This window comes from Bradyrhizobium sp. USDA 327 (assembly GCF_041262065.1).
Taxonomy (GTDB): Bacteria; Pseudomonadota; Alphaproteobacteria; order Rhizobiales; family Xanthobacteraceae; genus Bradyrhizobium; species Bradyrhizobium liaoningense.
In genome coordinates, this window is record NZ_JBGCCW010000001.1 from 127,359 (window position 1) to 152,597 (window position 25,239).

General features: G+C 58.5%; 21 protein-coding genes and 2 pseudogenes. 20 read left to right on the top strand and 3 right to left on the bottom strand.

What is annotated here, in order from left to right; genetic code table 11:
* Positions 1-69: 69 nt before the first annotated feature.
* Complete coding sequence (locus ABIA42_RS00600) at positions 70-753, bottom strand: response regulator transcription factor (RefSeq protein WP_011084526.1); 684 nt, start codon at positions 751-753, stop codon at positions 70-72.
* The gene (locus ABIA42_RS00605) at positions 750-3,419 is read right to left on the bottom strand and encodes a PAS domain-containing protein (protein ID WP_011084527.1); all 2,670 of its coding nucleotides are present in this window, start codon (positions 3,417-3,419) and stop codon (positions 750-752) included. The genes ABIA42_RS00600 and ABIA42_RS00605 overlap by 4 nt, the downstream gene beginning before the upstream one ends.
* Positions 3,420-4,298: 879 nt before the next feature.
* Between ABIA42_RS00605 and ABIA42_RS00610 the strand changes: the two genes are divergently transcribed.
* Together ABIA42_RS00610 and ABIA42_RS00615 are read left to right on the top strand one after the other, a co-directional pair.
* The gene (locus ABIA42_RS00610; RefSeq protein ID WP_011084514.1) at positions 4,299-5,363 is read left to right on the top strand and encodes an IS630-like element ISRj1 family transposase; all 1,065 of its coding nucleotides are present in this window, start codon (positions 4,299-4,301) and stop codon (positions 5,361-5,363) included.
* A 53-nt stretch (positions 5,364-5,416) separates the two neighbouring features.
* Positions 5,417-6,199, top strand: a pseudogene (locus tag ABIA42_RS00615) (IS5-like element ISBj2 family transposase).
* 122 nt (positions 6,200-6,321) lie between these two features.
* Here the strand turns inward: ABIA42_RS00615 and dctA are convergent.
* Positions 6,322-7,638: a C4-dicarboxylate transporter DctA gene (dctA, locus tag ABIA42_RS00620; protein WP_011084529.1), complete on the bottom strand. Its 1,317-nt coding sequence runs from the start codon at positions 7,636-7,638 to the stop codon at positions 6,322-6,324.
* Positions 7,639-8,745: 1,107 nt separating this feature from the next.
* Between dctA and ABIA42_RS00625 the strand changes: the two genes are divergently transcribed.
* From ABIA42_RS00625 to ABIA42_RS00710, 18 genes and pseudogenes are all read left to right on the top strand, one after another.
* Positions 8,746-9,357 carry a molybdenum ABC transporter permease gene (locus ABIA42_RS00625; RefSeq protein ID WP_011084530.1) on the top strand — a complete coding sequence of 204 codons (612 nt, stop codon included), beginning with the start codon at positions 8,746-8,748 and terminating at the stop codon, positions 9,355-9,357.
* A 645-nt stretch (positions 9,358-10,002) separates the two neighbouring features.
* Positions 10,003-11,094 (top strand): hydrogenase small subunit, encoded by a 1,092-nt coding sequence (locus tag ABIA42_RS00630; RefSeq protein ID WP_166344949.1) that lies wholly within the window; start codon positions 10,003-10,005, stop codon positions 11,092-11,094.
* 13 nt (positions 11,095-11,107) lie between these two features.
* Positions 11,108-11,665 carry a Ni/Fe-hydrogenase, b-type cytochrome subunit gene (cybH, locus tag ABIA42_RS00635; protein ID WP_018648279.1) on the top strand — a complete coding sequence of 186 codons (558 nt, stop codon included), beginning with the start codon at positions 11,108-11,110 and terminating at the stop codon, positions 11,663-11,665.
* Positions 11,666-11,699: 34 nt separating this feature from the next.
* A pseudogene (locus tag ABIA42_RS00640) lies at positions 11,700-12,298 on the top strand (HyaD/HybD family hydrogenase maturation endopeptidase).
* 2 nt (positions 12,299-12,300) lie between these two features.
* Positions 12,301-12,591: a HypC/HybG/HupF family hydrogenase formation chaperone gene (locus ABIA42_RS00645; RefSeq protein WP_011084536.1), complete on the top strand. Its 291-nt coding sequence runs from the start codon at positions 12,301-12,303 to the stop codon at positions 12,589-12,591.
* An 877-nt stretch (positions 12,592-13,468) separates the two neighbouring features.
* Positions 13,469-14,020 (top strand): hydrogenase expression/formation protein, encoded by a 552-nt coding sequence (locus ABIA42_RS00650; RefSeq protein WP_011084538.1) that lies wholly within the window; start codon positions 13,469-13,471, stop codon positions 14,018-14,020.
* Positions 14,021-14,111: 91 nt separating this feature from the next.
* Positions 14,112-14,888 (top strand): hypothetical protein, encoded by a 777-nt coding sequence (locus ABIA42_RS00655; RefSeq protein WP_370115810.1) that lies wholly within the window; start codon positions 14,112-14,114, stop codon positions 14,886-14,888.
* Positions 14,857-15,210 (top strand): nickel-dependent hydrogenase large subunit, encoded by a 354-nt coding sequence (locus tag ABIA42_RS00660; protein WP_014497978.1) that lies wholly within the window; start codon positions 14,857-14,859, stop codon positions 15,208-15,210. The genes ABIA42_RS00655 and ABIA42_RS00660 overlap by 32 nt, the downstream gene beginning before the upstream one ends.
* The gene (gene hypA, locus ABIA42_RS00665; protein ID WP_011084541.1) at positions 15,203-15,544 is read left to right on the top strand and encodes a hydrogenase maturation nickel metallochaperone HypA; all 342 of its coding nucleotides are present in this window, start codon (positions 15,203-15,205) and stop codon (positions 15,542-15,544) included. Before ABIA42_RS00660 ends, hypA begins: the two co-directional genes overlap by 8 nt.
* Before the next feature lie 209 nt (positions 15,545-15,753).
* Positions 15,754-16,056 carry a hypothetical protein gene (locus ABIA42_RS00670; RefSeq protein WP_014497976.1) on the top strand — a complete coding sequence of 101 codons (303 nt, stop codon included), beginning with the start codon at positions 15,754-15,756 and terminating at the stop codon, positions 16,054-16,056.
* The gene (gene hypB, locus ABIA42_RS00675; RefSeq protein ID WP_231166591.1) at positions 16,002-16,355 is read left to right on the top strand and encodes a hydrogenase nickel incorporation protein HypB; all 354 of its coding nucleotides are present in this window, start codon (positions 16,002-16,004) and stop codon (positions 16,353-16,355) included. Before ABIA42_RS00670 ends, hypB begins: the two co-directional genes overlap by 55 nt.
* Before the next feature lie 37 nt (positions 16,356-16,392).
* Positions 16,393-17,522, top strand: a protein-coding gene (locus tag ABIA42_RS00680) for an IS3-like element ISRj2 family transposase (RefSeq protein ID WP_109866565.1) whose coding sequence is annotated in 2 segments (ribosomal slippage) — positions 16,393-16,645 and positions 16,645-17,522 — 1,131 coding nt in all. Because the reading frame shifts where the segments join, the coding sequence is not laid out codon by codon here.
* Positions 17,523-17,805: 283 nt separating this feature from the next.
* Entirely contained in the window at positions 17,806-19,551 is a 1,746-nt protein-coding gene (hypC, locus tag ABIA42_RS00685; RefSeq protein ID WP_011084544.1) for a HypC/HybG/HupF family hydrogenase formation chaperone, read from the top strand.
* Entirely contained in the window at positions 19,548-20,690 is a 1,143-nt protein-coding gene (gene hypD, locus ABIA42_RS00690; RefSeq protein WP_370115807.1) for a hydrogenase formation protein HypD, read from the top strand. Before hypC ends, hypD begins: the two co-directional genes overlap by 4 nt.
* Positions 20,687-21,733, top strand: a complete 1,047-nt coding sequence (hypE, locus tag ABIA42_RS00695) for a hydrogenase expression/formation protein HypE (protein ID WP_340671989.1) — start codon at positions 20,687-20,689, stop codon at positions 21,731-21,733. The genes hypD and hypE overlap by 4 nt, the downstream gene beginning before the upstream one ends.
* 384 nt (positions 21,734-22,117) lie before the next feature.
* Positions 22,118-23,230, top strand: a complete 1,113-nt coding sequence (gene ald, locus ABIA42_RS00700) for an alanine dehydrogenase (RefSeq protein ID WP_011084547.1) — start codon at positions 22,118-22,120, stop codon at positions 23,228-23,230.
* A 538-nt stretch (positions 23,231-23,768) separates the two neighbouring features.
* Complete coding sequence (locus tag ABIA42_RS00705; RefSeq protein ID WP_011084548.1) at positions 23,769-23,963, top strand: 4Fe-4S binding protein; 195 nt, start codon at positions 23,769-23,771, stop codon at positions 23,961-23,963.
* 143 nt (positions 23,964-24,106) lie between these two features.
* Positions 24,107-25,171: an IS630-like element ISRj1 family transposase gene (locus ABIA42_RS00710; protein ID WP_011084514.1), complete on the top strand. Its 1,065-nt coding sequence runs from the start codon at positions 24,107-24,109 to the stop codon at positions 25,169-25,171.
* Positions 25,172-25,239: the final 68 nt, after the last annotated feature.

The following is a 25,239-nucleotide window of genomic DNA, read 5'->3' on the forward strand; positions in this document are numbered from 1 at the left end:
CGCAGTACAGCGGCTGCCAAACCGTCAGCCACTTTCGCGAAAGTGGGCTTAAGTGATGGAATTGTAAAATCATACTTGGGTTTGTTCAGTGTGATTGGCGCTAATTCCGAGCGTCTCGCTCATTCTGATCAAGTCAGCCAGCGAGCGGGCACGCATCTTTTTCATTACGTGTCCCCGGTAGATCTTGACGGTGATCTCGGCGAGCCCAAGTTCGGCGGCTACCTGCTTGTTCATCAGCCCCGTCGCGACCAGTTTCATCACTGCCTGTTCTCGCGGGCTTAGGGTCTCAAATAGAGATTTCAGGTTCGCCACGGTTCGCTGAGCTTCTCGTCTTTTGCGATCGCGTTCGGTCGCCGCAACGACGGCATCAAGCAGTTCCTGATCGCGGAAGGGCTTGCTGAGGAAATCGACCGCGCCTCCCTTCATGGCCCTGACGGTCATGGGAATGTCGCCATGGCCGGTAATGAAGATGATTGGGATGTGTATGTTCAACCTGGCGAGCTCGGTCTGGTAGTCAAGGCCGCTCAGGCCCGGCAGCCGGACATCAAGAACTAGACAGCTTGTGACGTCCGGCATTGTGCTCTGCAGCATTTCACGGGCCGATCCGAACGCCACGACCTCCAAGCCTACCGATCGAAAAAGGTTCGTAAGCGAGCGACGCATAGAGATGTCATCCTCGACGACAAAGACGATTGCCTTCGTCGAAGCCTCGGTATGTCCGCCTTGGCCTCTCCAGTCAAATCGTCCTGTCACGAGATGGCCTCCTTATGCAGCGGAAGGGCAAACTGGAACGTCGCGCCCGGTCCATTTTTCTGAACCACTGAAATTCGTCCTCCGTGAACTTCCACGATCGACCGGCAGATCGAAAGGCCCATTCCTAGGCCGCTCGATTTGGTGGTGAAGAAGGGGTCCAAGACGCGGTCCGCGTCATTCTCGGCGATCCCGACGCCGCAATCGGTCACGGAAAGCTGCACGTACCCCAGATCGTCCGTAGATGATTGAATCAGAAGTTCACGCGGCCGGTCTGTAACTGCGTCCATGGCCTCGATTCCGTTCATCACCAGATTGATGATCACTTGTTGTAGCTGAATTCGATCACCGAGGACCCTAGGCAGCGCAGACGCCAACTCGCTTCGCAACGTCACTTGGTGGCTCACCAGCTCTCGTGTTACCAGCGCGCTGACGTCCCTAACCACCTGATTAATGTCGAGCGGCACCATCTCGATCTCGCCCTTTTTCGCGAGTGCGCGAATACTACGGATCACCTCGCTTGCCCGGATTGCATCTTCTATGATCCATTCGACTGAAGAGCGCGCGGCTGCAAGATTGGGAACATCGCGAGCCATCCAGCCGAGGCACGCATCGGCGTTGCTGAGGATAGCGGCGAGTGGTTGGGTTATCTCGTGGGCGATAGAAGTTGTCATTTCTCCCAAGGTCGTTACACGCGTCACATGTGCAAGCTCCGCCTGTGCCTTTCGCAGCTCTTGTTCGGCCTGATCAGCGCGAATGGTAGCGGTGATGTCAGTGCTGACGCCGCGATAGCCCAAAAAATTTCCGTTTCCGTCGAAGAAGGGCTTGCCACTCGTGCGGACGTAGATCGGAGATCCCATCCTATTTACGGTACGGTAGATGAGATCCCGGAACGGCAGGTGTGCCTGCAACGTCGCCCGATGCTGACGCCACTTCTCCGGTTCTTCTTCCATGTCGCACGCGATGTCCCAGCGAAGCAGGCCCGTTAACCCTGTCGCCAAAATTCCCGCAGCGCTGGTGTGCTCGGACAAGTGAGTGACCCGATGATCTGGCCCGGTTTCCCAGAGCCAGTCGGAAGCAGTCTCGGCATAGTCGCGAAAGCGCTGTTCGCTCTCGCGCAGCGCTACAAGCGTGTTTTCCAAGCGTTCCCTAGCTGCGTGTTGCTCGGTAACATCCATATGTGTTCCGATCAGCTCGCTGACATTACCATCGCTGCCGACGACAACGTGTGCAACGGAGTGTATGCGCCTTATCCCGCCATCTGGCAGAATAACACGGAAATCATATTCGAACCGTTCGTGCTCCTGGTCAATCGCCTGACGCTGCACCTCCTGCAACCCTGGCAAGTCTTCCGGATGGATGCGCGATCGAATAGTCTCTAGCGAAACCGGCTCTTGTGGGTTAAAGCCAAACAGGCGGTCGACCTCAGCGGAGCGATAAACGAAATCTCGTGTGTGGACGTCCCAGGACCAGCTGCCTGTGTGAGTGAGATGCTGAGCCTCGGCCAGATAGGCCTCGCTTCGGCGCAACTGCTGTTCTGCTCGCCTAGCTGCCGTAATATCGGTGGCTGCCCCAACAAACTCAATTTCACCAGAGGCGGTTCGCGTGACTCGTGCCTGCGCATGGATGTGCTTCACGGAGCCGTCAGGTAGCAGCAGCCGGTACTCGTGCTCGAAATCCCTCAGGTCTCGCATCGCTTCATCGATAATCTCTTTGACAGAAGCCCTATCATCTGGGTGCGTGCGCTCAATGACGAGTTGTGGCGCCGGTGTCGTCTGAAGATCGATTTGGAAAATCCGAAATGTCTCCTTAGACCAGAAGGCCTCGCCGGTAGAGGCGTTCCAGCTGAAGCTGCCTGTATGACTCAACTCCTGCGCGTGAGCCAAATGCGCTTCGCTCCGCTGCAGCGCAAGCTCGGTCTGCTTGCGCTCCGTAATATCTTCGCACGCCATGAGGATGACGGGGCGGTCGCCGGCCCAAAGCATGGCCTTGGCGTTTTCACGCACCCACAATACAGAACCGTCCTTCCTGACTTTCCGGACGTCCCAAGTGCGCGATTGTCCAACATCCTCAAGACACGTCTGAATGCATTTGCGGACGAATGCGCGATCCTCCTCCAGAAATACGTCGAGCACGGATTGGCCCAATAGTTCTGCACAAGCAAATCCCAGTTGTGTCGCGCCCAACGTATTGACGTTGAGGACAATGCCGGCCTCATCGACCATGAAGTACATGGCTGGATTGTGCTCGAAAATTGCGCGCCACCGTTTTTCACGATCCTCCAAATCCGAGGCACTCCGCTGAAGCTTGGCCGCAGCCACACGTGCAGCCTCTCTTTCCTGGCGGAGTTTTCCAATCAGGTACGTTCCGACAACAGAGACAATAAGAAATGCAACAACCACAGGAACATCGCGGGGATCATCGATTCGTAAACTAAACGCCGGCGGCGCAAAGTAGTATGCGAGAGCAGCGATTGCGACGATGCAAAGCGCTGATGAAGCAATGAAGCTGCCCATCAACGAAAATAGTAAGACTACTAACAAATAGGCGAACGCCGCGGCGGCGAAATGCGCCTGAAAGTACACGCAAGTCAGTGTAACCGCGGCTAGCGCTATGCTGCCCAAGGTCAACTGAGGGGCTGAACGTTTGAAACTGCTGATCCTATACATTTTGAGACCGTCCGGCCTGTTATCCGGCGGGAGAGCTATAGCATTTTAGGCAAAAATGAGGCAATCTTGAACACTTGGGTCCGCATGATAGCGTGTGCAAGATCGATCATCGGCTGCCGAACTCAGCACGGGCGGGGAAAAAACGCATTATAAACATACGTATATTTGTCCTAAACCTTTCAGTAGGTGTCGCTGACGCGACTTTAGTCGAAGCTGAAACGTCCGCTTTTGCGCATCGCTCGAGCCTACGGCCAATGCGCCCCATTAGGCCGCGGAATGAGGACAGTGGTTTCAGTTCAGCCGATAGGTTCGAAGGCGCGCCTCCGGACCGGCAAGGATCAGAAAAAAGCTGCCCAATGACTCGTCTCCCCGACACAGCCGCTCCCGCGAAGAAAGCGCAAGTTCGCCTGCCGACACAGAAGCCGGAGTCGCGCGAGTCCTACGCGCGATGATGATTCGTTCCAATCTTATCGCGCTTTAGCTGCGAAAAACTGGTTCCGCTGGAAGCGAGCGGCGTCGCAGAACGCAGGGCAGCCTCGTATGACTCGCCACGGCTTTGTCGAGTGCCATTCACGCTGATCACACCCACCATGCTCTGCTAACGCAGCGCGCATCGTAACGAGAACGACAAGCTGCGTCCGCAGGATCCCTACGTCGTCCTTAATCGCGTGAGGCAAGTGGAGCGACGTGCATATGGATCTTCGTAGGCGGACCAATACCTAGTCCGTCAGTCCCGTCATCGGCTTGGCAAAAATGTTGCACAAGCGTTCAGATGGCCGGTAGCCCTTGAGTGCGAAAGCGAAACCCTGAAAAAGCTCCTGCCTCTTTTCTCGCTAGTACCCACTTTTCTTGGAACGTGAGTCGTGATTCAAGGTCGGGATGATACCCGAAGCAAGAGAAGTCCACCTTTCGAGGAAAGATCGCAAGGTGCTTGAGGCGTGCTGTCGCTCACCGGTGACGTTGCAGCGCGATTTGAAGCGGGCGCGGATAGTTCTGTTGGCGGCGGATGGGCGCAGCACCCGGTCGATCGCCAAGGAAGTTGGGGTCCAGCCGCGGATTGTCAGCCTTTGGCGGCATCGCTATGCCGACCATGGCCTTGAAGGGCTGCAAGACAAGCCGCGGCCTGGCAAGCAGCCGATCTATACGAAGACGACCGACAAGCGGATTCTGAAGCTGCTGGATAAGCCGCCACCGCAAGGGTTTGCGCGCTGGACCGGCCCCCTGCTGGCCGAGGCGCTGGGCGATGTCGATGTCCAATATGTCTGGCGGTTCCTGCGCAGCCACAAGATTGACCTGGTGGCTCGCAAGTCCTGGTGCGAGAGCAACGACCCGAACTTTACGGCCAAAGCCGCCGATGTTGTCGGCCTCTATGTCGCGCCGCCGGCGAAGGCCATTGTGCTGTGCGTGGACGAGAAGCCCTCGATCCAGGCTTTGGAGCGAGCGCAGGGTTATCTGAAGTTGCCCAATGGCCGCGCCTTAACCGGCCAAAGCCACGATTACAAGCGGCATGGCACCACAACATTGTTTGCGGCGCTCGAAGTCGCCACCGGAAAGATCATCGCGACCCATTCAAAACGCCGGCGCCGCGTCGAGTTTCTCGATTTCATGAACAGCGTCACCGCGACTTTTCCGAACCGCAAGCTTCACGTCATCCTCGACAACCTCAACACCCATAAAAAGAACGAGGACTGGCTCAAGGCCCACCCCAACGTGCAATTTCATTTCACGCCGACAAGTGCGTCATGGCTCAATCAGGTCGAAGTATGGTTTTCCATCTTGCAGGGGCAGTCGCTCAGCGGCACCTCCTTCACGAGCCTCAAGCAGCTTCAGGAACACATCGATGCCTACGTCAACGCATACAACGACAGAGCCGAGCCCTTCGTCTGGACCAAGAAAAAGGTCCGTCAACGCCGTTTCAAAGGCCGCCGTATCACTCAGCTCTGATTCCGGGTACTAGGGTCTGTACCTAAATAGCGCCACGTGATTCTCTTGCCTACGTGTTGATTCGGGGGCGAGAGAATGCGCGCTGGTTTGTTTTGGCTGAACGACAGGCAATGGGCGCGTATCGAACCGCATCTGCCGAGGGGACTGACGGGGCCGGATCGGGACGACGACCGACGCATCGTCAGCGGCATCATTCACATGCTGCAATCGGGTGCACGATGGCGTGATTGTCCACGTGAATACGGCCCTTACACGACGATCTACAATCGCTTCAATCGCTGGGCCAAGCGAGGACGATGGTGCGCAATCTTCGAAGCGCTGGCCAAGCCTGGCGAAGACGGCGTCGTACTGTCGCTCGACTCGACCTCGATTAAAGCTCACCGGTGTGGCTCCGGCGGAAAAGGGGGGAGCACAATCAAGCAATCGGCCGCTCGCGCGGAGGCCGCACGACAAAAATCCATGCGCTGAGCGATCCGCTCTGCCGGCCGGTCGTCCTGCATCTGACTCCAGGCCAGGATGCCGATATCGCTGCGGCTCCCGATGTCCTGGCGCTCGCGCCACCCATGAGCGTGCTCCTCGCCGACAAAGGGTATGATGGCGACAAGCTTCGCGGCGCAATCATTCGTCGTGGCGCCAAGCCCGTAATCCCCAATAAATCTAACCGTGTCGTCATCCATCGCTTCAACAAACGCGCCTACAAAGGACGAAATGTCATCGAACGCTGCTTTTGCAGGCTCAAGGACTTCCGGCGCATCGCCACGCGATATGACAAGCTCGCCCGTAATTTTTTGGCCGCTGTTCATCTCGCCGCTCTCGTCGCATATTGGCTCAATTGAGTCTGGACCCTAGCCTCTCAGGGGCAGCTGCCCTGGCTGCGGCGCGGAATAATGCTGTGCGCCGGAGAGCGCAGGGGGAGTATTCGTGTCCGAATGGCGGCGGTTCAGATCCGGGACCTACCTCATGTGCTTGTAGTGTCGATAGTAGTGGAAGCGGTGGACTTGTTGAGCCGAGTCTGCAGCGTCACGTGATCGAGCTCGCTTTCCCACCAGGATACGAACACAGCCGCGATGCCATTGCCGATGATGTTGGTGAGGGCGCGCACCTCGCTCATGAACTTGTCGATAGAAAACACGATTGCCATGCCCGGCACCAGAGCTGGGTTTACTACCGATAATGTCGCAGCGAGCGTGATAAAGCCTGCGCCGGTGACGCCGCTTGCTCCCTTCGAAGTTAGCATTGCTACTAGCAGGATCGTGAGCTGCTGGCCAAAGCTGAGATCGACACCGAGTGCCTGGGCAATGAACAATGTTGCAAGTGTCATATAGATATTGGTGCCGTCAAGGTTGAAGGAGTAGCCAGTCGGCACCACCAGCCCGACCACCGGCTTGGAGCAGCCCAGCCGCTCGAGCTTCTCCATCAATTGAGGGAGCGCGCTTTCGGAGGATGAAGTACCGAGCACGATCAGAAGCTCGTCTTTAATATAGATAAGGAACTTGAAGATTGAAAAGCCGACGAGGCGGGCGATCAGACCAAGCACGACTACTACGAATAGGGCAGCAGTCACGTAAAACAGCGCGATCAGACCGATCAGATTGCCGAGTGCTGCGGGCCCGAACTTGCCGACTGTGAAAGCCATGGCGCCGAAGGCGCCGATCGGGGCCGCTTTCATTACAATAGCTATTACCCCGAACACCGCGTGCGCGACGTCGTCAATCATGCCGCGCAGACGCTCGCCACGCTTTCCCAACGCCATCAGCGAGAAGCCAAAAAGGATCGCGAACAGGAGAACCTGCAGAACATCGCCGCGAGCGAAGGCGCCGACCACGCTATCGGGAATGATGTTGAGAATAAAGTCGACGGTTTTCGAGGCTTCCGCCTGCTTGACGTAATTGGCGACCGCCGCAGCATCCGGTTTGACCGCAAGGCCATGGCCAATCCGGACCAGATTGCCCATGGCAAGGCCCAACAGCAAGGCAAAGCTGGAGACGATCTCGAAATAGAACAGCGCCTTGACGCCGACGCACCCGACTTTCTTGGCATCTTGAATATGCGCAATGCCAGACGTGACGGTGCAGAAAATAATGGGCGCGATCACCATCTTGATGAGCTTGATGAACCCATCACCGAGCGCCTTGACCCAGTCGTTTGTGGCGACAGACGGCCATAGGCAGCCAACCATGGCGCCAATTAGGATTGCGATCAGCACCTGGACGTAGAGTATCTTATACCAAGCTTGCGACGCGCGCACAGGCGCCGCGGTTGCCATGGTGGTCATGACGCTTCCTTCCCGAATATACTCGAATGTGTGCCGCGGCTCGGTGAGAGGCGACAGTGTCATACGAGACTAATCATTATAGCCTTGCGCGATTGAAGACGCGTCCGAGAGCCGGCGCGTCTTTCCAAAGGCAGGCGTTTAGTTGCGTTGTCCTTTCTCGCTAAGCAAGATATGCACCAAATCCCAAACTGCGGCGGACTAAAAAGTCGCGGACAATGGCCTCCCTTCGGTGGCATCGGCTTGAGTGCTCTTAGCCGTGTTCGCAAGGTCGAACATTAGGCTGCAGCGTAGCGCGCATTAGCGGAATGCTGGAGTGTTGAGATCGTGCAGCAGTACGTGCAGTTGGTAAAATTGCTATTTTGGATTGAACGCATTTACCGAATGGAAGTCTGGCTAGGAGCTGCGTTGCCCGGGTAGGACCTCTGATGGATGACTGCGTTTTTCCGCAAGCGGCCAATCTCGTCGATGACGCGGCGTTTGTCTCCACGCCTGTGCTGACGATGTGCAAGCTAAGCCGGTCAGGGGAGCGGCCGTCGCTCGCGGCCCCTCGCGCCTTTGCCGCGTCGCCGAACCAGCCTTACGACGAGTTTTCAGCTACTTCGTTTGCGTAGCTGCCGACCGGCAGGCTTCTTGCGATCGGTTCAGCTACCGGCCCTGCGAGCACGGGATTTGAGCCGCCGACAAACCAAACAGGCATTTCTCGAGTCGAGTCTGCCGTTTTCGTTGGGCGGCTGTTGCTGTCCGCTTGGAAACAAAGATGCCAGAAACCTGACAAAGCGTTAGGTCCACTCCACGGTGACGTCGGCGTCTACGCAAAGTGCTTTCACATAAGCATAGCGCCGCCGCTGTTCGCACGTGGCACTCGAATTGCTGATGACAAATGAGAAGCTGCCGCCGTCGGGTGGGACGAAGCGGACTTGTCACAGGAGTTGCCGATGAGCCTTGCGATGCTGCTCTTGCTCGCAGAAACGGTGCGCGTAAATTTGGGGGACAGAGCGAGCTGCCGCACGAACAAATGGCTATTCGCACCACATCGCTGGGCAGCCCGACGTGCAGGCAATCACTATCGCGATACGGCGACCTGCGCTCGTTGGCGGGCTGACGCACATGGATTTTGATTCGTCAGAGATCTCGCAATCCATTGCGCTCACGATAGAGCTCGCTAGCGTGACGACCGTGATCCTCCTCGTGATTGGTGTGCCCCTCGCCTGGTGGCTGGCGCGTTCAAAGACTTTTCTGAGCGAGGCTGTCGCTGCGCTAATTGCCCTTCCGCTGGTACTACCCCCAGCGGCTCTCGGCTTTTGCGTACTCGTTCTGCTCGGCCCCGACGGACCCGGCGGCGTTCTCGCCTCTTTCTGGGGCGAGCGCACGCTCGCTCTTACCTTCGTCGGGATCGTGGTCGGATCGGTGCTCTCGGCGCTGCCATTGGTCGTGCAGCCGATACGTAACGCCTTTCTTGCGGTTGGCGATCACCCGTTGGAAATGACAGGGCGTGTTTCGCCATTGTATGGCTTCGTTGCTATCATCGCACCGCTGGCGCGACTGGAGCTCGTTAAAGCGGCCGTGCTTGGATTTTCTCACACGATAGGCACATTCGGCGTCGTGATGATGATCGGCGGAAATATTCCTGGACGCACCAAGGTGTTGTCGGCCTATGTCGTGGACTACGTCCAAGAGCCGCGCTGGCACGAGGAAGTGTGGTTGCCGCTGGTATGGTGATGTTCGCATTTGCGACAATCTTCACCTTAGCCATCATCGACAGACATTGTACCGGGCGAGGCAACGAATCATCTTAGGTTTGCCAGGGCGATCGCTCTAAACGTCCAGCCTGTCGCCGCGCACAGCCCCGTAGGCGAGGAGCCCCTTGGAACCAGGGGTAGATCGGATCAAATCAGACCTAAAGTCAAGCCAACGTGCGCACCACATTCTCAGTCCCTTGCGGGCTCTGTTCCTTGCTCGGCAACCGCGTTGGTACGTGCTGCCTGCATTAGGTTCGATTATGAGCGCTTTAACGCACCGTTGGTCAGCGATCGGCAAGTCTGATTGAGGCCGGGCAATGTGGTGCCCGTCGACTGAACCAATTCTATTCAACAATCGGCATCATGAGTGCCGCCTGCAGGAGCGTAGTTCCCTTCAGCGGTGAACGATCGGCTTGATTTGTTAAAGTGCTCACATCGACGTCGAAAACTGGACACCAATAGCGTAGCAGATCAATGGCCTAGCTTCTGGGACGCTGGCCGGATTCGACAAGCCGAAAATCTTAAAGCGGTGGCTTGTTATCTTTCAGGTGTTTCGCTCTGCTGGCTTGTTTCTTGCCGAACATCACCAATCGTAACGCTGGCGACAACTCGCTTGGAAGGTTTCATGGGTGATGCAACGGAAACCTTCTACGGCGTGATCAGACGACAGGGTATCACGCGTCGCAGTTTCCTTAAATTCTGCAGTTTCACGGCCGCGAGCTTGGGGCTTGGTGCAAGCAGTATTGCGCACGCCCTGGAAACCAAACCGCGAGTGCCCGTCATCTGGCTGCACGGGCTTGAGTGTACCTGCTGCTCGGAAAGCTTTATCCGCTCGGCTCATCCCTTGATCAAGGACGCGCTGCTGTCGATGATTTCGCTCGACTATGACCATATGATCATGGCGGCGGCAGGACACCAGGCTGAGGCCATCCTGGAGGAAACCCGTGCCAGGTACAAAGGCGGATATGTGCTTGCCGTTGAAGGTAACCCGCCCTTGAACGAGGGTGGCATGTTCTGCATTGACGGCGGCAAGCCGTTCGTTGAAAAGCTCACGTCGATGGCGGAAGAGTCCATGGCGATCGTCGCTTGGGGCACGTGTGCGTCCTGGGGATGCGTGCAGGCGGCCAAGCCAAATCCGACTCGCGCGGTGCCGATCGATAAGGTAATCACCAACAGGCCCTTCATCAAGGTGCCCGGGGGCCCGCCGATCGCAGAGGTCATGAGCGGCCTCGTGACTTTCATTACCACGTTCGGAAAGCTTCCAAAGCTTGATCACCAAGGGCGTCCAAGTATGTTTTATTCCGAGCGCATTCACGATAAGTGCTACCGGCGGTCCCATTTCGACGCTGGTCAATTCGTCGAAGAGTGGGACGACACCAACGCACGCAAGGGCTATTGCTTGTACAAGTTGGGCTGCAAGGGACCAACCACCTACAATGCCTGTTCGGCCCTTCGGTGGAACGGCGGCGTTTCATTTCCCATTCAATCCGGCCACGGCTGTCTCGGCTGCTCCGAAGATGGCTTCTGGGATAAAGGGTCATTTTACGACCGACTCACGACCATCAAGCAGTTCGGCATCGAGCAGAACGCCGACGAGATCGGCATGGCCGCTGCCGGCGTGGTGGGGCTAGCGGTCGCTGCCCACGCGGCGGTCACCGCCGCGAAGCGGTTGAGGCACCGGCCGGATCGCCCTGCCCACAAAGGCAAGCCGAGTTGAGGAGGTAACGACGGTGGCCGTCCAGACGCCGAATGGGTTCAATCTCGATCGTTCCGGCAAGCGAATCGTTAGCGGCGGTTTTCTATTCGGCTATATCCGCTTTGCTCATTTCTCGGCGGGATATGTACTCAGCGCCGGCTTTCTTCTGCGTATCTACTGGGCCTTGATGGGAAACGCGCACGCCATGCAGATCTTTTGCGTGCCGCTTTGGCGCCGGTGCTTTTGGCGGGAGTTGCACCACGAGATTCGCCGGTATTCGTTCCTTGCGGTTGAGCCTGAAAGGGGCCTCGGGCACAACCGCCTTGCTCAGCTAGCAATGTTCTTCATGTTTACGCAGACGATCACGTTCATGGTCGTCACCGGCTTTGCACTTTACGGGCAAGGTGCCGGTACTGACAGCTGGCAGTACAAGGTGTTCGGCTGGGTGTTTTCACTCTGGCCGAACAGCCAGGACTTTCACACCTGGCATCATCTCGGCCTGTGGGTGATCGTGATGTTCGCGCTGGTCCACATCTACGCGGTGCTCTGGGACGACGTCGTGTCGCGCCGCAGCTTCCCTTCTATCAAGTAGGTGAGCATTGGTTTGGCGATTGACTGGGAAGCGGATGCTCAATTCAACAGAGAAAAAGCGGATTTTGGTGCTCGGCATTGGCAATATTCTGTGGGCCGATGAGGGATTCGGTGTGCGTGCGGTCGAGGAGTTTCATCGTAGCTACGCGGTCGATGATACGTCACCGTTCTCGATGGCGGCACCCAGGGGCTCTACCTCGTTAGTTTTCTTGAGGGGGCCGACTGCCTGATCGTGTTCGACGCCATCGACTATGGATTGCTGCCCGGGCAGTTGGAGCTTGTACGAGATGACGAAGTGCCAAAATTCACGGGGGCCAAGAAGGTGAGCCTGCATCAGATGGGCTTCCAGGAGGTCTTGAGCGCGGCCGATTTGCTTGGCCGCCGCCCGCGAGAGCTCGCTCTTATCGGCTGCCAGCCGATGGATCTGGAGAATTGGGGCGGTCCGCTGACCGCGCCGGTGCGCTTTCAGATTGCCCCCGCGATTAGACTGGCCTGTAAGCTCCTAGAGCAGTGGGACTCGCCGGCAAAACCGCGGAGTGCGCCGCTGCCTGCATCAGAACGGCTGTTGGCGAACAATATTGACCATGCGAATTATGAAATGAAAGGCAGAGCCGATCTAGCGGCCTGCGGCTGATCATGTGCCTTGGCTTGCCAATGACGATTGTCGAGACCGACGGTGTCACCGCGTTATGCGAGTATGGCAATGAGCAGCGGCGCATCTCCGTCGTGCTGCTCGCTGATGTACGGGCCGGCGCCAAGGTGCTCGTTCATATCGACAGCGCAGTGCGGCTCCTGGACGAAAACGAAGCAAGGCTGATCTGCAAAGCACTTGACGGGCTTGAGGCCAGCCTCAACGGTCAGAGCTGCGATCGCTTCTTTGCGGACTTGATCGGTCACGAGCCGCAATTGCCGGAGCACCTACGCTAGCGCTTCCGCTCCCTTGCACCGGCTGGGGTTCATAGACCGGATTCCAGTCGCAGGACCATCGGCTTGGACAACGTCAGGCGCTACGCCGTTGGGTCGAACGCGACTCGCGCACCTAGAGATGATTGGCATGCGCCTTGCTAACCGCCATGCTGGCAGAACCGATCATGATCAGAGAGGAGTGTGATGAAGTTGCAGCCGGCTCAGCACGCTCTGACACGGCCCGCTCCGTCCGACGACGTGGAGGGCGTTAGCGCCGATGCGCGCCTGGTCGCGCACGTTCCCAGGAAGGCGACCTTGATGCCGCTGCCGGCGGCTGATCCCCTACATATTCTGCGGATCAGTGAAGCACCCTCGCGCGGCCCTGGTGGCACACTGACCGGCCGGCCCGGCCAGCGTAGACTGTCGACGCCGCGCCTATCCCCGAGGAACAATATACTCTGCCTGATCGGCAAGAGACCGGATCGTTTGCTCACGATCAACCGCATCTCCTCACCGATCCTTTGGGCACTCGCCGGCAGCACCGGCGCCGGCAAGTGCAATACCCCTCGACACAGACAATGGAACATCGCATCGTGAAAGCAGCGATCCCCGTTGTATCTGGCGGCGCCGGCCGCGCGGCGAGCGGCTTTACCACAGGTTCTGGAACTCTCGATGTATTCTATCGCGGCGCGACAAGTGCGCTTGTCAATCGCGTTTGGCGGGTTTGCGACGAATGTGCAAGGAAGTATCCGAACGCTGCCCTGCTAATGTCAAATGTCGCTGCTGCTGTTGGGGGTCAGAGAAGCGGTGATCCGACACAATTGTACGGACTCGCAAATTTCAGCGATGCCGAGCGCAAGCTGATTGACGAATTGCTCGGGGAAGGCGAGGTGACCGGGTGGTTGCGTTGCCGGACGGCAGTTTGGCACAAATCCGGGAGTCCGTGCATGCCGGAATCTGGCGCGTGCGCATCGGAACCGAACCGGCGCACGAATATGTCGAGGTTGGAGCGATTCCGCAGATTGTCCGGCGTGCCGCAACTGACCTGACATCAACCGAACTTCTGATTGACACGCCGCCGGATGGCGCGATGAACGTTCAACCGGTGCTGGCCGAAATACGCGAGCGGGCCAGCGTCTGGCAATTTTGCATGAATGCGCATGTCATCAATCTGACGTTACTGCCAATGAGCGTTGTCGACTTGACATTCCTGCAGCAAAGCTTGGGCAACGGACCCGTCCAACTCATGTTGCGGGGCTACGGTGCCTGCAGAGTGCAGGCGACCGGGACTAGGAATGTTTGGTCCGTGCAGTTCTTCAATTCTACGGACAACATCATCCTTGATACGGTGGAGGTCGGGGGCGTGCCGATTGTTGCGTTGGCTGCCGACGAGGATTTCCAGGACTCTGCCGGACGCGTGCAGGAAATTCTCGAGGCGTACTTCACATGATGCGCTCGGGCACTCGACATCAGTTGCGATCCCACAGACGGCGCCTTCGGATGGATCATAGCTTGCGCGGGGGGAGGGGGCAGCATTGCGCATGAACCTCACTGCAAGCAACAAAATCCATGTCCGCGTATTGCTAGCTGCCGACGTAGTCGCCTCGGTCGAGATCCAGCCGCGAGTCCGGCCGCCGCTGGGTCGGATATTCGCCGGAAAGCAGGCCTCGTCACTGCTCAACGCAGTGCCGCGGCTCTTCGCGTTATGTGCCGCTGCGCAGCAAACCGCACTGTTGACCGCGATCGAAACGGCGCGCGACGAAGTGATCACCCTCGCAAAAAAAAAACAGCATCGTATTGCGCTGATCGTTACCGAGCGCATCATGGATTTGGCACGGGGCCTATTTGCCGGACATCTCACGCTAGAGGTCGCCAGTGCGGCAGCAATCCGCTCCCTGATGTCGGAATTGTCAGCGCTTGTTCGCTCCGCCCAGCGAGCCTCGTGCCCCCCTCAACGGGAAGCAACAGCGCGGATCGCGGCGGCGCTGGCCGCGCTGGGCGTACCGAATGAGGGACGCGCGCTCAGGTCCGGCAGCCCACTGTCGCTTCGCGTCGCGGCGCTTCATGAGGCCGGCTTGAAGTCGGCTCCGGCAGCATACTCGTTCCTGTCCGCTGCTGACGACTTCAACATCGCGAAGCGATTGCTCGGGGATGATTCGACGTTTTGCGATTGTCCGGATCTGGAAGGACATGTGCCTGAGACGGGTCCTTGGGCGCGCCAAATGACCCGGGATCGGTTCTTGCTGAGACCCTTCGGTGCGGCCGAGCGGCTGATGGCCAGAATAGTTGAAATCGTCCGGGCTATGTGCCTGGCTTGAGGCCGGCGCTCAGCCGGATACCGCAGAGCATGGGATTATCGAAAGATATAAGCTTGGGCCCGGTCGTGCAGCGGCCGCGGTCGAATGCGCCAGGGGACGTCTCTACCACGCTGTTGAGCTTGACGCTCACGGCCGGATATCTCGCTTCGAATTCCTGGCGCCGACGGAGTGGAATTTCCATAAGCGCGGACCGCTTGTACGGAACCTGCAGGGCGCCGTGCTGACAGCTCCGCGGCGCTGTGATGCAGTCCACGCGGTGATTGCGTCGCTGGATCCGTGCGTCGGGTTCACTCTCAATTTTCGTGAATTTCACGATGCATGAAATGGCCATTTGCATGGGGATCATTCAGATCGTCGAGGAGAAGGTACGGGAGCGATCCTCTTCGCGGGTGCGGAGCGTCTGTTTGGAATTGGGAACGCTGAGTCATGCCGCGCCTGAAGCGATCAGGTTCTGCTTTGCTGTCGCTGCAATGCGGACCGTTGCCGAAGGCGCCGCGCTTAATATCGTTGAACTACCGGGCGTTGCCTGGTGCATGAGCTGTTCGAAGAGCGTTGAAATTGCACGCCGGGGTGATTGCTGTCCTTGCTGCGGCAGTTATCAGTTGCAGGTAACCGCGGGCGAACAGATGCGCGTGAAAGCGCTGGAGATCGATTGATGTGTACCGTTTGCGGCTGCACGGAAGGTACACCGACGACCAAACACTCGAGGTCAAATGATGCGAAGAGCCACGAGCGATACAATGACCATGTGCGGGACTCTTGCGATGGCCATTCTCCTCTTCGCCGGCCGGCCCACCATCAGGCACATGGCATACAGCCGCTTCCGAGCGGCGGCGCCGGCTCGGCTGATTCAAGGGTCGGGGGCATGAGCGGAAAGCAGGTCATCGAGATCGAGCGCGATATCCTGGGCAAGAATAATGGGATTGCGGCGGTCAACCGGGCCCTCTTCCTTGCCGATGACGTTCTCGTGTTTAATCTTTTATCCAGTCCCGGTGCAGGTAAAACGACGCTGCTGGTCCGTGCCGCGTCCGAGCTCAAGCGCAGCCGCCCGGTCGGTGTCATCGAAGCGACCAGCAGACCTCGAACGACGCTGAACGTATTCAGGCTGTCGGCGTGCCAGCCGTTCAAATCAATACCGGCAAGAATTGTCATCTCGATGCTGCAATGATCGGCGGAGCTTATCGCCGCTTGCCCCTGCTTTCAGGCGGCATTCTCTTCATCGAGAACGTCGGTAATCTGATCTGTCCCGCTGCCTTCGATCTTGGCGAGGCCTGCAAGATCGTGGTGTTCTCGATTACGGAAGGTGAAGACAAGCCCCTCAAATGTCCTGATATGTTTGCTGCTTCATCCCTCGTGGTGATCAACAAGATCGATCTGGCGCCGCTGCTTGAATTCGATTTGGAAAAGACCATCGAGAGAGCTGGCCCCGCAAATTCGGACAGTAGCTTGAGTGGATTTTCTGCCTGACAGCGGCGAGGATTCTTGCTGCGAATCAGGAGCGAAGATGACGAAGAAGAGCCGCCGGACGCATTCTCCGGCATTCAAGGCGAAGGTTGCTTTGGCTGCGGTCAAAGGAGACAAGACACTGGCGGAGCTGGCGCAACTGTTTGATGTTCATCCGAACCAGATCACGATCTGGAAAAACCAGCTCCTGGAAGGCGCCGCCGGCGTGTTTGGGCATGACAAGACATCGGCCGAGACGCCGGTCGATTTGAAGGCGTTGCATGCCAAGATCGGCGAGCTGGCGTTGGAAAACGATTTTTTGTCCGGCGCGCTCACCAAGGCGGGCCTGCTGAGCGCAAAGCGATGATCGACCGCGGTCATGATCTTTCTATCGTGCGCCAGGCGAAGGTCCTGAAGCTGGCTCGCAGCACGGTCTACTATGAACCTCGGCCAGTTTCGGCCGAGGACCTTGCCTTGATGCGTCGGCTCGATGAGCTGCATCTCGATTATCCCTTCGCGGGAGCGCGTATGCTGCGATCGTTGCTGCGGCGGGAGGGGGTATACGCCGGTCGCCGCCACATCGCGACGCTGATGAAGCGCATGGGGATCGAGGCGGTCTATCGTCGCCCGAACACGAGCAAGCCGGCTCCGGGTCACAAGATCTACCCGTACCTGTTGCGCGGATTGAAGATCGAGCGGCCCGACCATGCGTGGGCAATGGACATCACCTACATTCCGATGCGGCGTGGCTTCGTCTATCTCGCGGCGGTCGTCGATGTGTTCAGCCGACGGGTCCTGGCCCATCGCGTCTCGATCACAATGGAGGCGGCCTTCTGCGTCGAAGCGGTCCAGGAGGCGTTGGCGAAGCACGGCAGGCCCGCGATTTTCAACACGGACCAGGGCAGCCAGTTCACCAGCCTCGAGTTCACCGATGTGCTGCTGGACGCGAAGATCGCCATCAGCATGGATGGCAAGGGCGCCTGGCGCGACAACGTGTTTGTCGAGCGGCTCTGGCGCACGGTCAAATACGAAGAAGTTTATCTCCGCGCCTACGACAGCGTGTCCGAGGCGCGAGCGTCAATTGCCAAGTATCTGGCCTTCTACAATCAGGGACGCCCTCACTCGAGCCTTGACGGGCGCACGCCCGACGAGGCTTACTTCGGCACGCAAGCTATGGTGATGGCCGCATGACCGTCGCCGACGATTTTGTCGTCGCTCTGGTCGGGCTACGCCCTCCCGACGCAACGACAAAATCGTAAAGCCCCGCGTTCAGCATAACCCGGCAGGAATCCACTTAAATCCAGCGGGGCGCTGTCCAAACAACCGGGGCCAGCTCTGAGTATGCCAGACGGGTCAACCCAAAGATTGACGTGCTTGTCGTTTCGGCTCGTACTGGCGAGGGCTTTGGCGCGCTCTACGCCTGGATCAACAGGCAGGCGCGCCGTCAGAGGCGCGCCTTAGAGGACGCAAGGCGATGAGCGCCGCAGCCACCTGCGATCGAAAGCGACTGCGCGTGCGCGTGAGTGGAGCAGTGCAAGGGGTTGGCTTTCGTCCCTACGTCTATGGACTAGCCATGCGGTACGGATTGGCGGGATTTGTCATCAATGGTCCCGAGGGCGTTCTCATCGAGGTCGAGGGGCACCGTACGTCTGAGTTTATTGCCGCGTTGCCGCAGCGTGGAGAGGCTGGCCCGGTCATCGTTGTCACCAGTGCAAATCTCTACGGCGAACCCCTGCTGATCGATAACGTGGAGGCGTTGAGACAGCTCAAGGGGGTCGCCGACCTGGTCGTGACCCATGATCGCGATATCTTGGCGTGCGCTGATGATTCCGTGGTTTCGGTGGCCGCTGGCCGGGACCAATTCATCCGTCGTGCTCGCGGCTATGTTCCCGAGCCAATTCGGCTTGCAAGGTCTGTCCCGCCCGTGCTCGCCGTCGGCGGGATACTGAAGTCGACCGTCACCATCACGCGGGACGACCAAGCGTTCGTCTCTCAGCATATTGGCGATCTAAATACGGCCGAAAGCATCCGTGCGTTCGAGAAGACGATCCGGCACCTCACATCGAGCCTCGGCGTGGAGCCTGTCGCCGTCGCCCATGATTTGCATCCCGATATGGCTTCTACCCGGTTTGCGGAAGCAAATGCTCGCGCGCTAGTCGCGGTTCAGCATCACCATGCACACGCTGCCGCAGTAATCGCTGAGCACGGCCATGCGGGACCTGCGCTTGCCCTGGTGCTCGATGGCCATGGCTTTGGCTCCGACGGCGGTAACTGGGGTGGCGAATTATTGTTGTGCGAAGAGACGTCGTCCCAGCGCATCGGGCACTTAGCGCCCCTGCAGATACCGGGTGGAGATCGTGCAGCCCGCGAGCCGTGGCGCATGGCCAGCGCAGTATTACACGGGCTCGGCCGGGGTAACGAAATCGGGCAGCGCTTTGCCGCGCAGCGGCAAGCCGGCTGTCTGTCGGACTTGCTCGATCAGCCGGGCGGGACCACCACGACCAGTGCGGGACGGTTGTTCGACGCGGCAGCGGCGCTGCTAGGTATTGCGAATCTGCAGAGCTATGACGGCGAAGCAGCGTTGAAGCTCGAAGCGCTGGTGCGGGGTACTACGATTCTGGAAGCCGGCTGGACGATCGAGGGCGGCGTGCTGTCCCTTGGTCCGCTATTTTCACGTTTGATTGCTGATGACATTGACGCTGCCGGAGGAGCCGGGCTGTTTCATGGCACGTTAGCCGCTGCCTGCGTTGACTGGGTCACACGCTCTGCGCGGACAACCGGCATCAATACCGTGGTTCTGAGCGGCGGCTGCTTCCTGAACGCGGTGCTGGCGGACAAAATCCCGCGGGGGTGCAGCGATGCCGGTCTTACCCCCCTGGTACCGCGACGGCTGCCGCCCAATGACGGCGGTTTGAGCCTCGGCCAGGCCTGGATTGCGGCTCTAAAGATTGCTCAACAGCCGCCCGCCGGGCAGGAGCTGCCTGATATGTGTCTTTCGGTTCCGGCAAAGATCGCGAAAATTCTTCCCAACGAAATGGCCCTCGTGTTCATCGATGGCGTCAACCTGGAGATATCGATTGCCCTCCTCGACGAGCTCGACGTCGGCGATTTCGTCCTGGTCCATGTCGGCTATGCGCTCGCTAAGATCGATCCGGCGGAAGCCAAGCGCACGCTAGAGCTCCTGCAGGAGCTAGGCGCTGCGAAGGAATGCCGATCGTGAAATATTCCAGCGAATTTCGCGACAAGACTATCGCGCAGGAACTTGCGCGAGCAATTGACGCTGAGGTCAGTTCACAACGAGCCTACCGGTTCGTGGAATTTTGCGGTGGACACACTCATGCAATCTCCCGCTACGGTCTTGAGGATCTGCTGCCCGCGAACGTTCGGATGATCCACGGGCCCGGTTGTCCCGTCTGCGTTCTGCCGGCGAGCCGTATCGACATGGCGATCCGGCTCGCCGCGCGGCCAGAGGTCATTCTGTGCGTCTACGGCGACCTGATGCGCGCGCCTGGGTCGCAAGGGCAGTCCCTGTTGCTTGCCAAAGCGCTGGGTGCCCACATTCGGATGGTCTACTCGACCCTCGACGCTATCCGGCTCGCCGAACAGACGCCGGGCCGCGAAGTGGTCTTCTTTGCCATCGGATTTGAGACCACGACGCCCCCGACGGCGGTCATGATCAGGATTGCCGAGCACAAGCGGCTCGAGGGCCTTAGCGTGTTCTGCAATCACGTTCTTACGCCCTCTGCGATGCACCGCATTCTCGAGAACCCGAAGATCCGCAACACGGGCGGGGTCCCCATTGACGGCTTCATCGGGCCTGCACATGTCAGCACCATTGTCGGTACGCAGCCTTACGAGCCCATGGCGGAACAATTCGAGAAGCCGATCGTGGTCGCCGGATTTGAACCCCTCGACGTGCTGCAGGCTGTCCTGATGCTGGTGCGGCAAGTGAACCAAAACCGCCACGAGGTGGAAAACCAATACAGCCGTGCAGTGACACGCGAAGGCAACCGGCGCGCCAAGGAGGAGGTCTCGCAGGTCTTCGAGCTGCGTGAGCAGTTTGAATGGCGCGGGCTTGGACTGGTACCCAACAGCGGACTGAAGCTGAAGCAATCATATGCAAAATTCGACGCCGAGACGCGCTTTGCGATCCATGACCTGCGTGTCGCAGACAATCCGGCCTGCGAATGCTGCGCGATCCTGCGTGGCGCCAAACGGCCGATCGATTGCAAGTTGTTTGGCAATATCTGCACGCCGGAAACGCCCATAGGAGCCTGCATGGTGTCATCAGAAGGAGCTTGTGCGGCGTATTGGACCTATCGCCGAGTTCGCGATGAGCAGGCGAGGCAGACGTCATGAGCGTGAAAGCCTATCAACGCAAGCTCGATGTGGAGAACGGACGCGTTGAACTTTCCCACGGGGCCGGAGGCCGTGCCATGGCACAGCTAATCTCCGGCCTCTTTCATCAGGCCTTCGGTAATGAATGGCTCGCCGGCTCCAATGATCAGTCGGCGTTCGATGTTACCGCAGGCAGGATGGTGATGACGACTGATGGCTATGTGATTTCGCCACTGTTCTTTCCTGGCGGCAACATCGGGTCATTGGCTGTGCACGGCACGATTAATGACATCGCGATGTCCGGTGCGCGTCCTCTCTATTTGTCGGCCAGCTTTATCATCGAGGAGGGTTTCCGGTTTTCGGATCTCAAGACGATCGCGGAGTCGATGGGCGCGGCGGCATGTGCCGCCGGCGTCTATATCATTGCCGGGGATACCAAGGTGGTCGAGCGTGGCAAGGCGGACGGTCTGTTCATCTCTATGACCGGGATCGGGCTGGTGGCCGATGGGCTCGATCTTTCCGCTGACAAGGCAAAGGTCGGGGACCGTGTGCTGCTGTCCGGTAGCCTCGGTGATCATGGGGTGGCGATCATGTCAAAGCGTCAGAACGTTGCATTTCAAACCGAAATCGTCTCCGACTCAGCAGCGTTGCATAGTCTCGCTGCGGCCATGGTTGCCGCTGGCGGTGGCGGCATCCGGGTGATGCGCGACCCTACGCGCGGCGGGCTCGCTGCGGCTCTCAATGAGATCGCGCTTCAATCAGAGCTCGGCTTCCATCTGCAGGAATCGATGATTCCGGTGAAGCCTGCGGTTGCGGCTACCTGCGAACTGCTTGGACTCGAACCGATCCATGTTGCCAACGAAGGCAAGCTCGTCGCGATCGTGGCGCCGGATTCTGCCGATGCCGTTCTCGCAGCCATGAAGGCGCACCCCCTCGGGTCCAATGCGGCCGATATCGGTGAGGCGGAGGCTGACGATCACAAATTTGTGCAGATGACGACCGATTTCGGCGGCCGGCGAATCGTCGACTGGCTGTGGGGGGAACAATTGCCTCGGATCTGTTGAACAGGCTGCGCAACGTCCATTTCTTGGCCGCCATTTACTGACAACGCCATTAGCCCTCAGCTCAACAAGCGTTTCGCTTGATAGGCAATCCTACCTAATTGGCAAATTGCCGTCTTTGCTGCTTGAGGAGTTCGGCGAGGCTGGATTTCGGTTGTTGGCTTTTCTGCGGGCCGCGACTGCAATTCGGAACGATTCACCGGCATCGCGCAGTTTTCGACGGCTAAGTTCAGCGAACAGGATCACACGATCTACCCAGCACCCCTGGGTTTGAAATCCTGCGAAGCCTCGCAAATATCGCTGAATTCCTGCGCCATTTTGCCCGGCTGCGTCGCGATATCGCTGCGCGCTTCCGATAAGAAGGCGCGTCAGGCAGGGAGTATTCAAATGAAGGTCGGAGTTCCAAAGGAAATCAAGGCGCACGAATATCGCGTGGGCCTTACCCCAGGAGCTGCCCGTGAATACGTGGCAGCGGGCCACCGCGTGATGATCGAGACCAATGCCGGCGCTGGCATTGGTGCAACCGATGGCGATTATCGCAATGCCGGCGCAACGATCTTAACTTCGGCAGCTGAGGTATTCGCATCGAGCGAGATGATCGTAAAGGTCAAGGAGCCTCAGCCGGCCGAATGGTCCCAGCTGCGTGAGGATCAAATCCTGTTCACCTATTTGCACTTGGCCCCGGACCCGGAACAGGCTGCCGGCCTCTTGAAATCTGGATGCATTGCAATCGCCTATGAGACCGTAACTGATGCTCATGGTGGTCTTCCACTGCTGGCGCCGATGAGCGAGGTCGCGGGCAGGCTTTCGATCGAAGCGGCGGGTAGCGCTCTAAAGCGGAGTACAGGGGGGCGAGGGCTGCTGATCGGTGGGGTGCCCGGGGTTCAGCCTGCCCGAATCGTGGTGATTGGAGGTGGGGTCGTCGGTACGCACGCCGCGCGCATGGCGGCTGGTCTGGGCGCAGAGGTGACCATCATCGATCGTTCGATCATCCGGCTCCGTGAGCTGGACGAGCTATTCGAAGGACGGGTTCGCACTAGGTTTTCGACCATCGAATCCGTGGAGGAAGAGGTATTTGCGGCGGACGTGGTGATTGGTGCGGTGCTCGTCCCAGGGGCAAGCGCTCCGAAGCTGGTCCGCCGGAGCATGCTGAGCTCAATGCGCAAGAGAGCCGTACTCGTGGACGTCGCTATCGATCAGGGCGGCTGCTTTGAGACATCGCGCCCAACCACTCACGCTGATCCAACATACGAAGTAGATGGCATCATTCATTATTGTGTGGCCAATATGCCGGGTGCCGTGCCGCTAACCTCGAGCCAGGCACTGAATAACGCGACCCTGCCGTTTGGTTTGGCTCTGGCCAACAAGGGTTTTTCCGCCGTACTCGAGAATCCACATCTGCGCGCAGGCCTCAACGTCCATCGGGGCCGGCTAACATACAAGGCGGTGGCCGAGAGCCTCGGGCTGCCCTTCTCCCCGATCGAACAGGCTGCGGCCTGATCCCAGAGGCCCTCATGGGCGTTTCCTCCCTGACTAAGGCCACCCTTCGGGGTGGCTCTTTTTTTCGGCTATTAATCAACTGACCTCCGCCAGTATTGATTAGGAGTGCGGAACGAAGCAGAGGATCACCGGACGAACGCCTGCCTCAACCGCCGCCAGGATAGGGAGACGATGTACCTTCCGGTCCCATTGAGTGAAGCCGACAAGATGCGCCGCGGGCGACCTGATACTTGCCCGGACAGCTCCATGATGTCGCGACACATCGATCATAGCCGCGGCAGGCGGCCTTAAGGATCTCGGATCGTTCCCTAATGCTGGAGAAGGTGGTTTACCTGATCGCTGACGGCCGTGACACCGATCATGCGCAAACCACAGGATCGAGATCAGATTGTCATGTTCGTTGTAGGATTTGCGACACCGTATCGGGTCGGCGACCTGCGTTATCGAAATTTCTTCAGATGAATCAAGCTCAAGATGTCTGGCACAAGACTTGATAGCAAGAAACTGTTCCGCACCTTTTGCTTATGGAATAGCACTGATGGCCTACAAGATAATCGCATCCCAATGCACGGTCTGCGGTGCGTGCGAGTTCGAGTGTCCCAATGCCGCGATTAGCCTGAAGAACGACATCTATGTGATCAATCCGTCCCAGTGTACCCAATGTGAGGGGCATTCTGACGCGCCAAAGTGCGCCGTGGTTTGCCCCGTGCCAGATACTTGCGTGCCCGCATAGGAGCGGCAGCCGATGAGAGGGGCTCCTGCACGAAGCATGATGAAGATAATATCCAAAACAGCCGCCTTTGCGACCCGTCTCCCGTTTTCCTCGCTCGCTAGTACCCACTTTTCTTGGAACGTGAGTCGTGATTCAAGGTCGGGATGATACCCGAAGCAAGAGAAGTCCACCTTTCGAGGAAAGATCGCAAGGTGCTTGAGGCGTGCTGTCGCTCACCGGTGACGTTGCAGCGCGATTTGAAGCGGGCGCGGATAGTTCTGTTGGCGGCGGATGGGCGCAGCACCCGGTCGATCGCCAAGGAAGTTGGGGTCCAGCCGCGGATTGTCAGCCTTTGGCGGCATCGCTATGCCGACCATGGCCTTGAAGGGCTGCAAGACAAGCCGCGGCCTGGCAAGCAGCCGATCTATACGAAGACGACCGACAAGCGGATTCTGAAGCTGCTGGATAAGCCGCCACCGCAAGGGTTTGCGCGCTGGACCGGCCCCCTGCTGGCCGAGGCGCTGGGCGATGTCGATGTCCAATATGTCTGGCGGTTCCTGCGCAGCCACAAGATTGACCTGGTGGCTCGCAAGTCCTGGTGCGAGAGCAACGACCCGAACTTTACGGCCAAAGCCGCCGATGTTGTCGGCCTCTATGTCGCGCCGCCGGCGAAGGCCATTGTGCTGTGCGTGGACGAGAAGCCCTCGATCCAGGCTTTGGAGCGAGCGCAGGGTTATCTGAAGTTGCCCAATGGCCGCGCCTTAACCGGCCAAAGCCACGATTACAAGCGGCATGGCACCACAACATTGTTTGCGGCGCTCGAAGTCGCCACCGGAAAGATCATCGCGACCCATTCAAAACGCCGGCGCCGCGTCGAGTTTCTCGATTTCATGAACAGCGTCACCGCGACTTTTCCGAACCGCAAGCTTCACGTCATCCTCGACAACCTCAACACCCATAAAAAGAACGAGGACTGGCTCAAGGCCCACCCCAACGTGCAATTTCATTTCACGCCGACAAGTGCGTCATGGCTCAATCAGGTCGAAGTATGGTTTTCCATCTTGCAGGGGCAGTCGCTCAGCGGCACCTCCTTCACGAGCCTCAAGCAGCTTCAGGAACACATCGATGCCTACGTCAACGCATACAACGACAGAGCCGAGCCCTTCGTCTGGACCAAGAAAAAGGTCCGTCAACGCCGTTTCAAAGGCCGCCGTATCACTCAGCTCTGATTCCGGGTACTAGCCCCGTGTTCGAAGAGAGCTGGCCCCGGTTGTTTGGACAGCGCCCCGCTGGATTT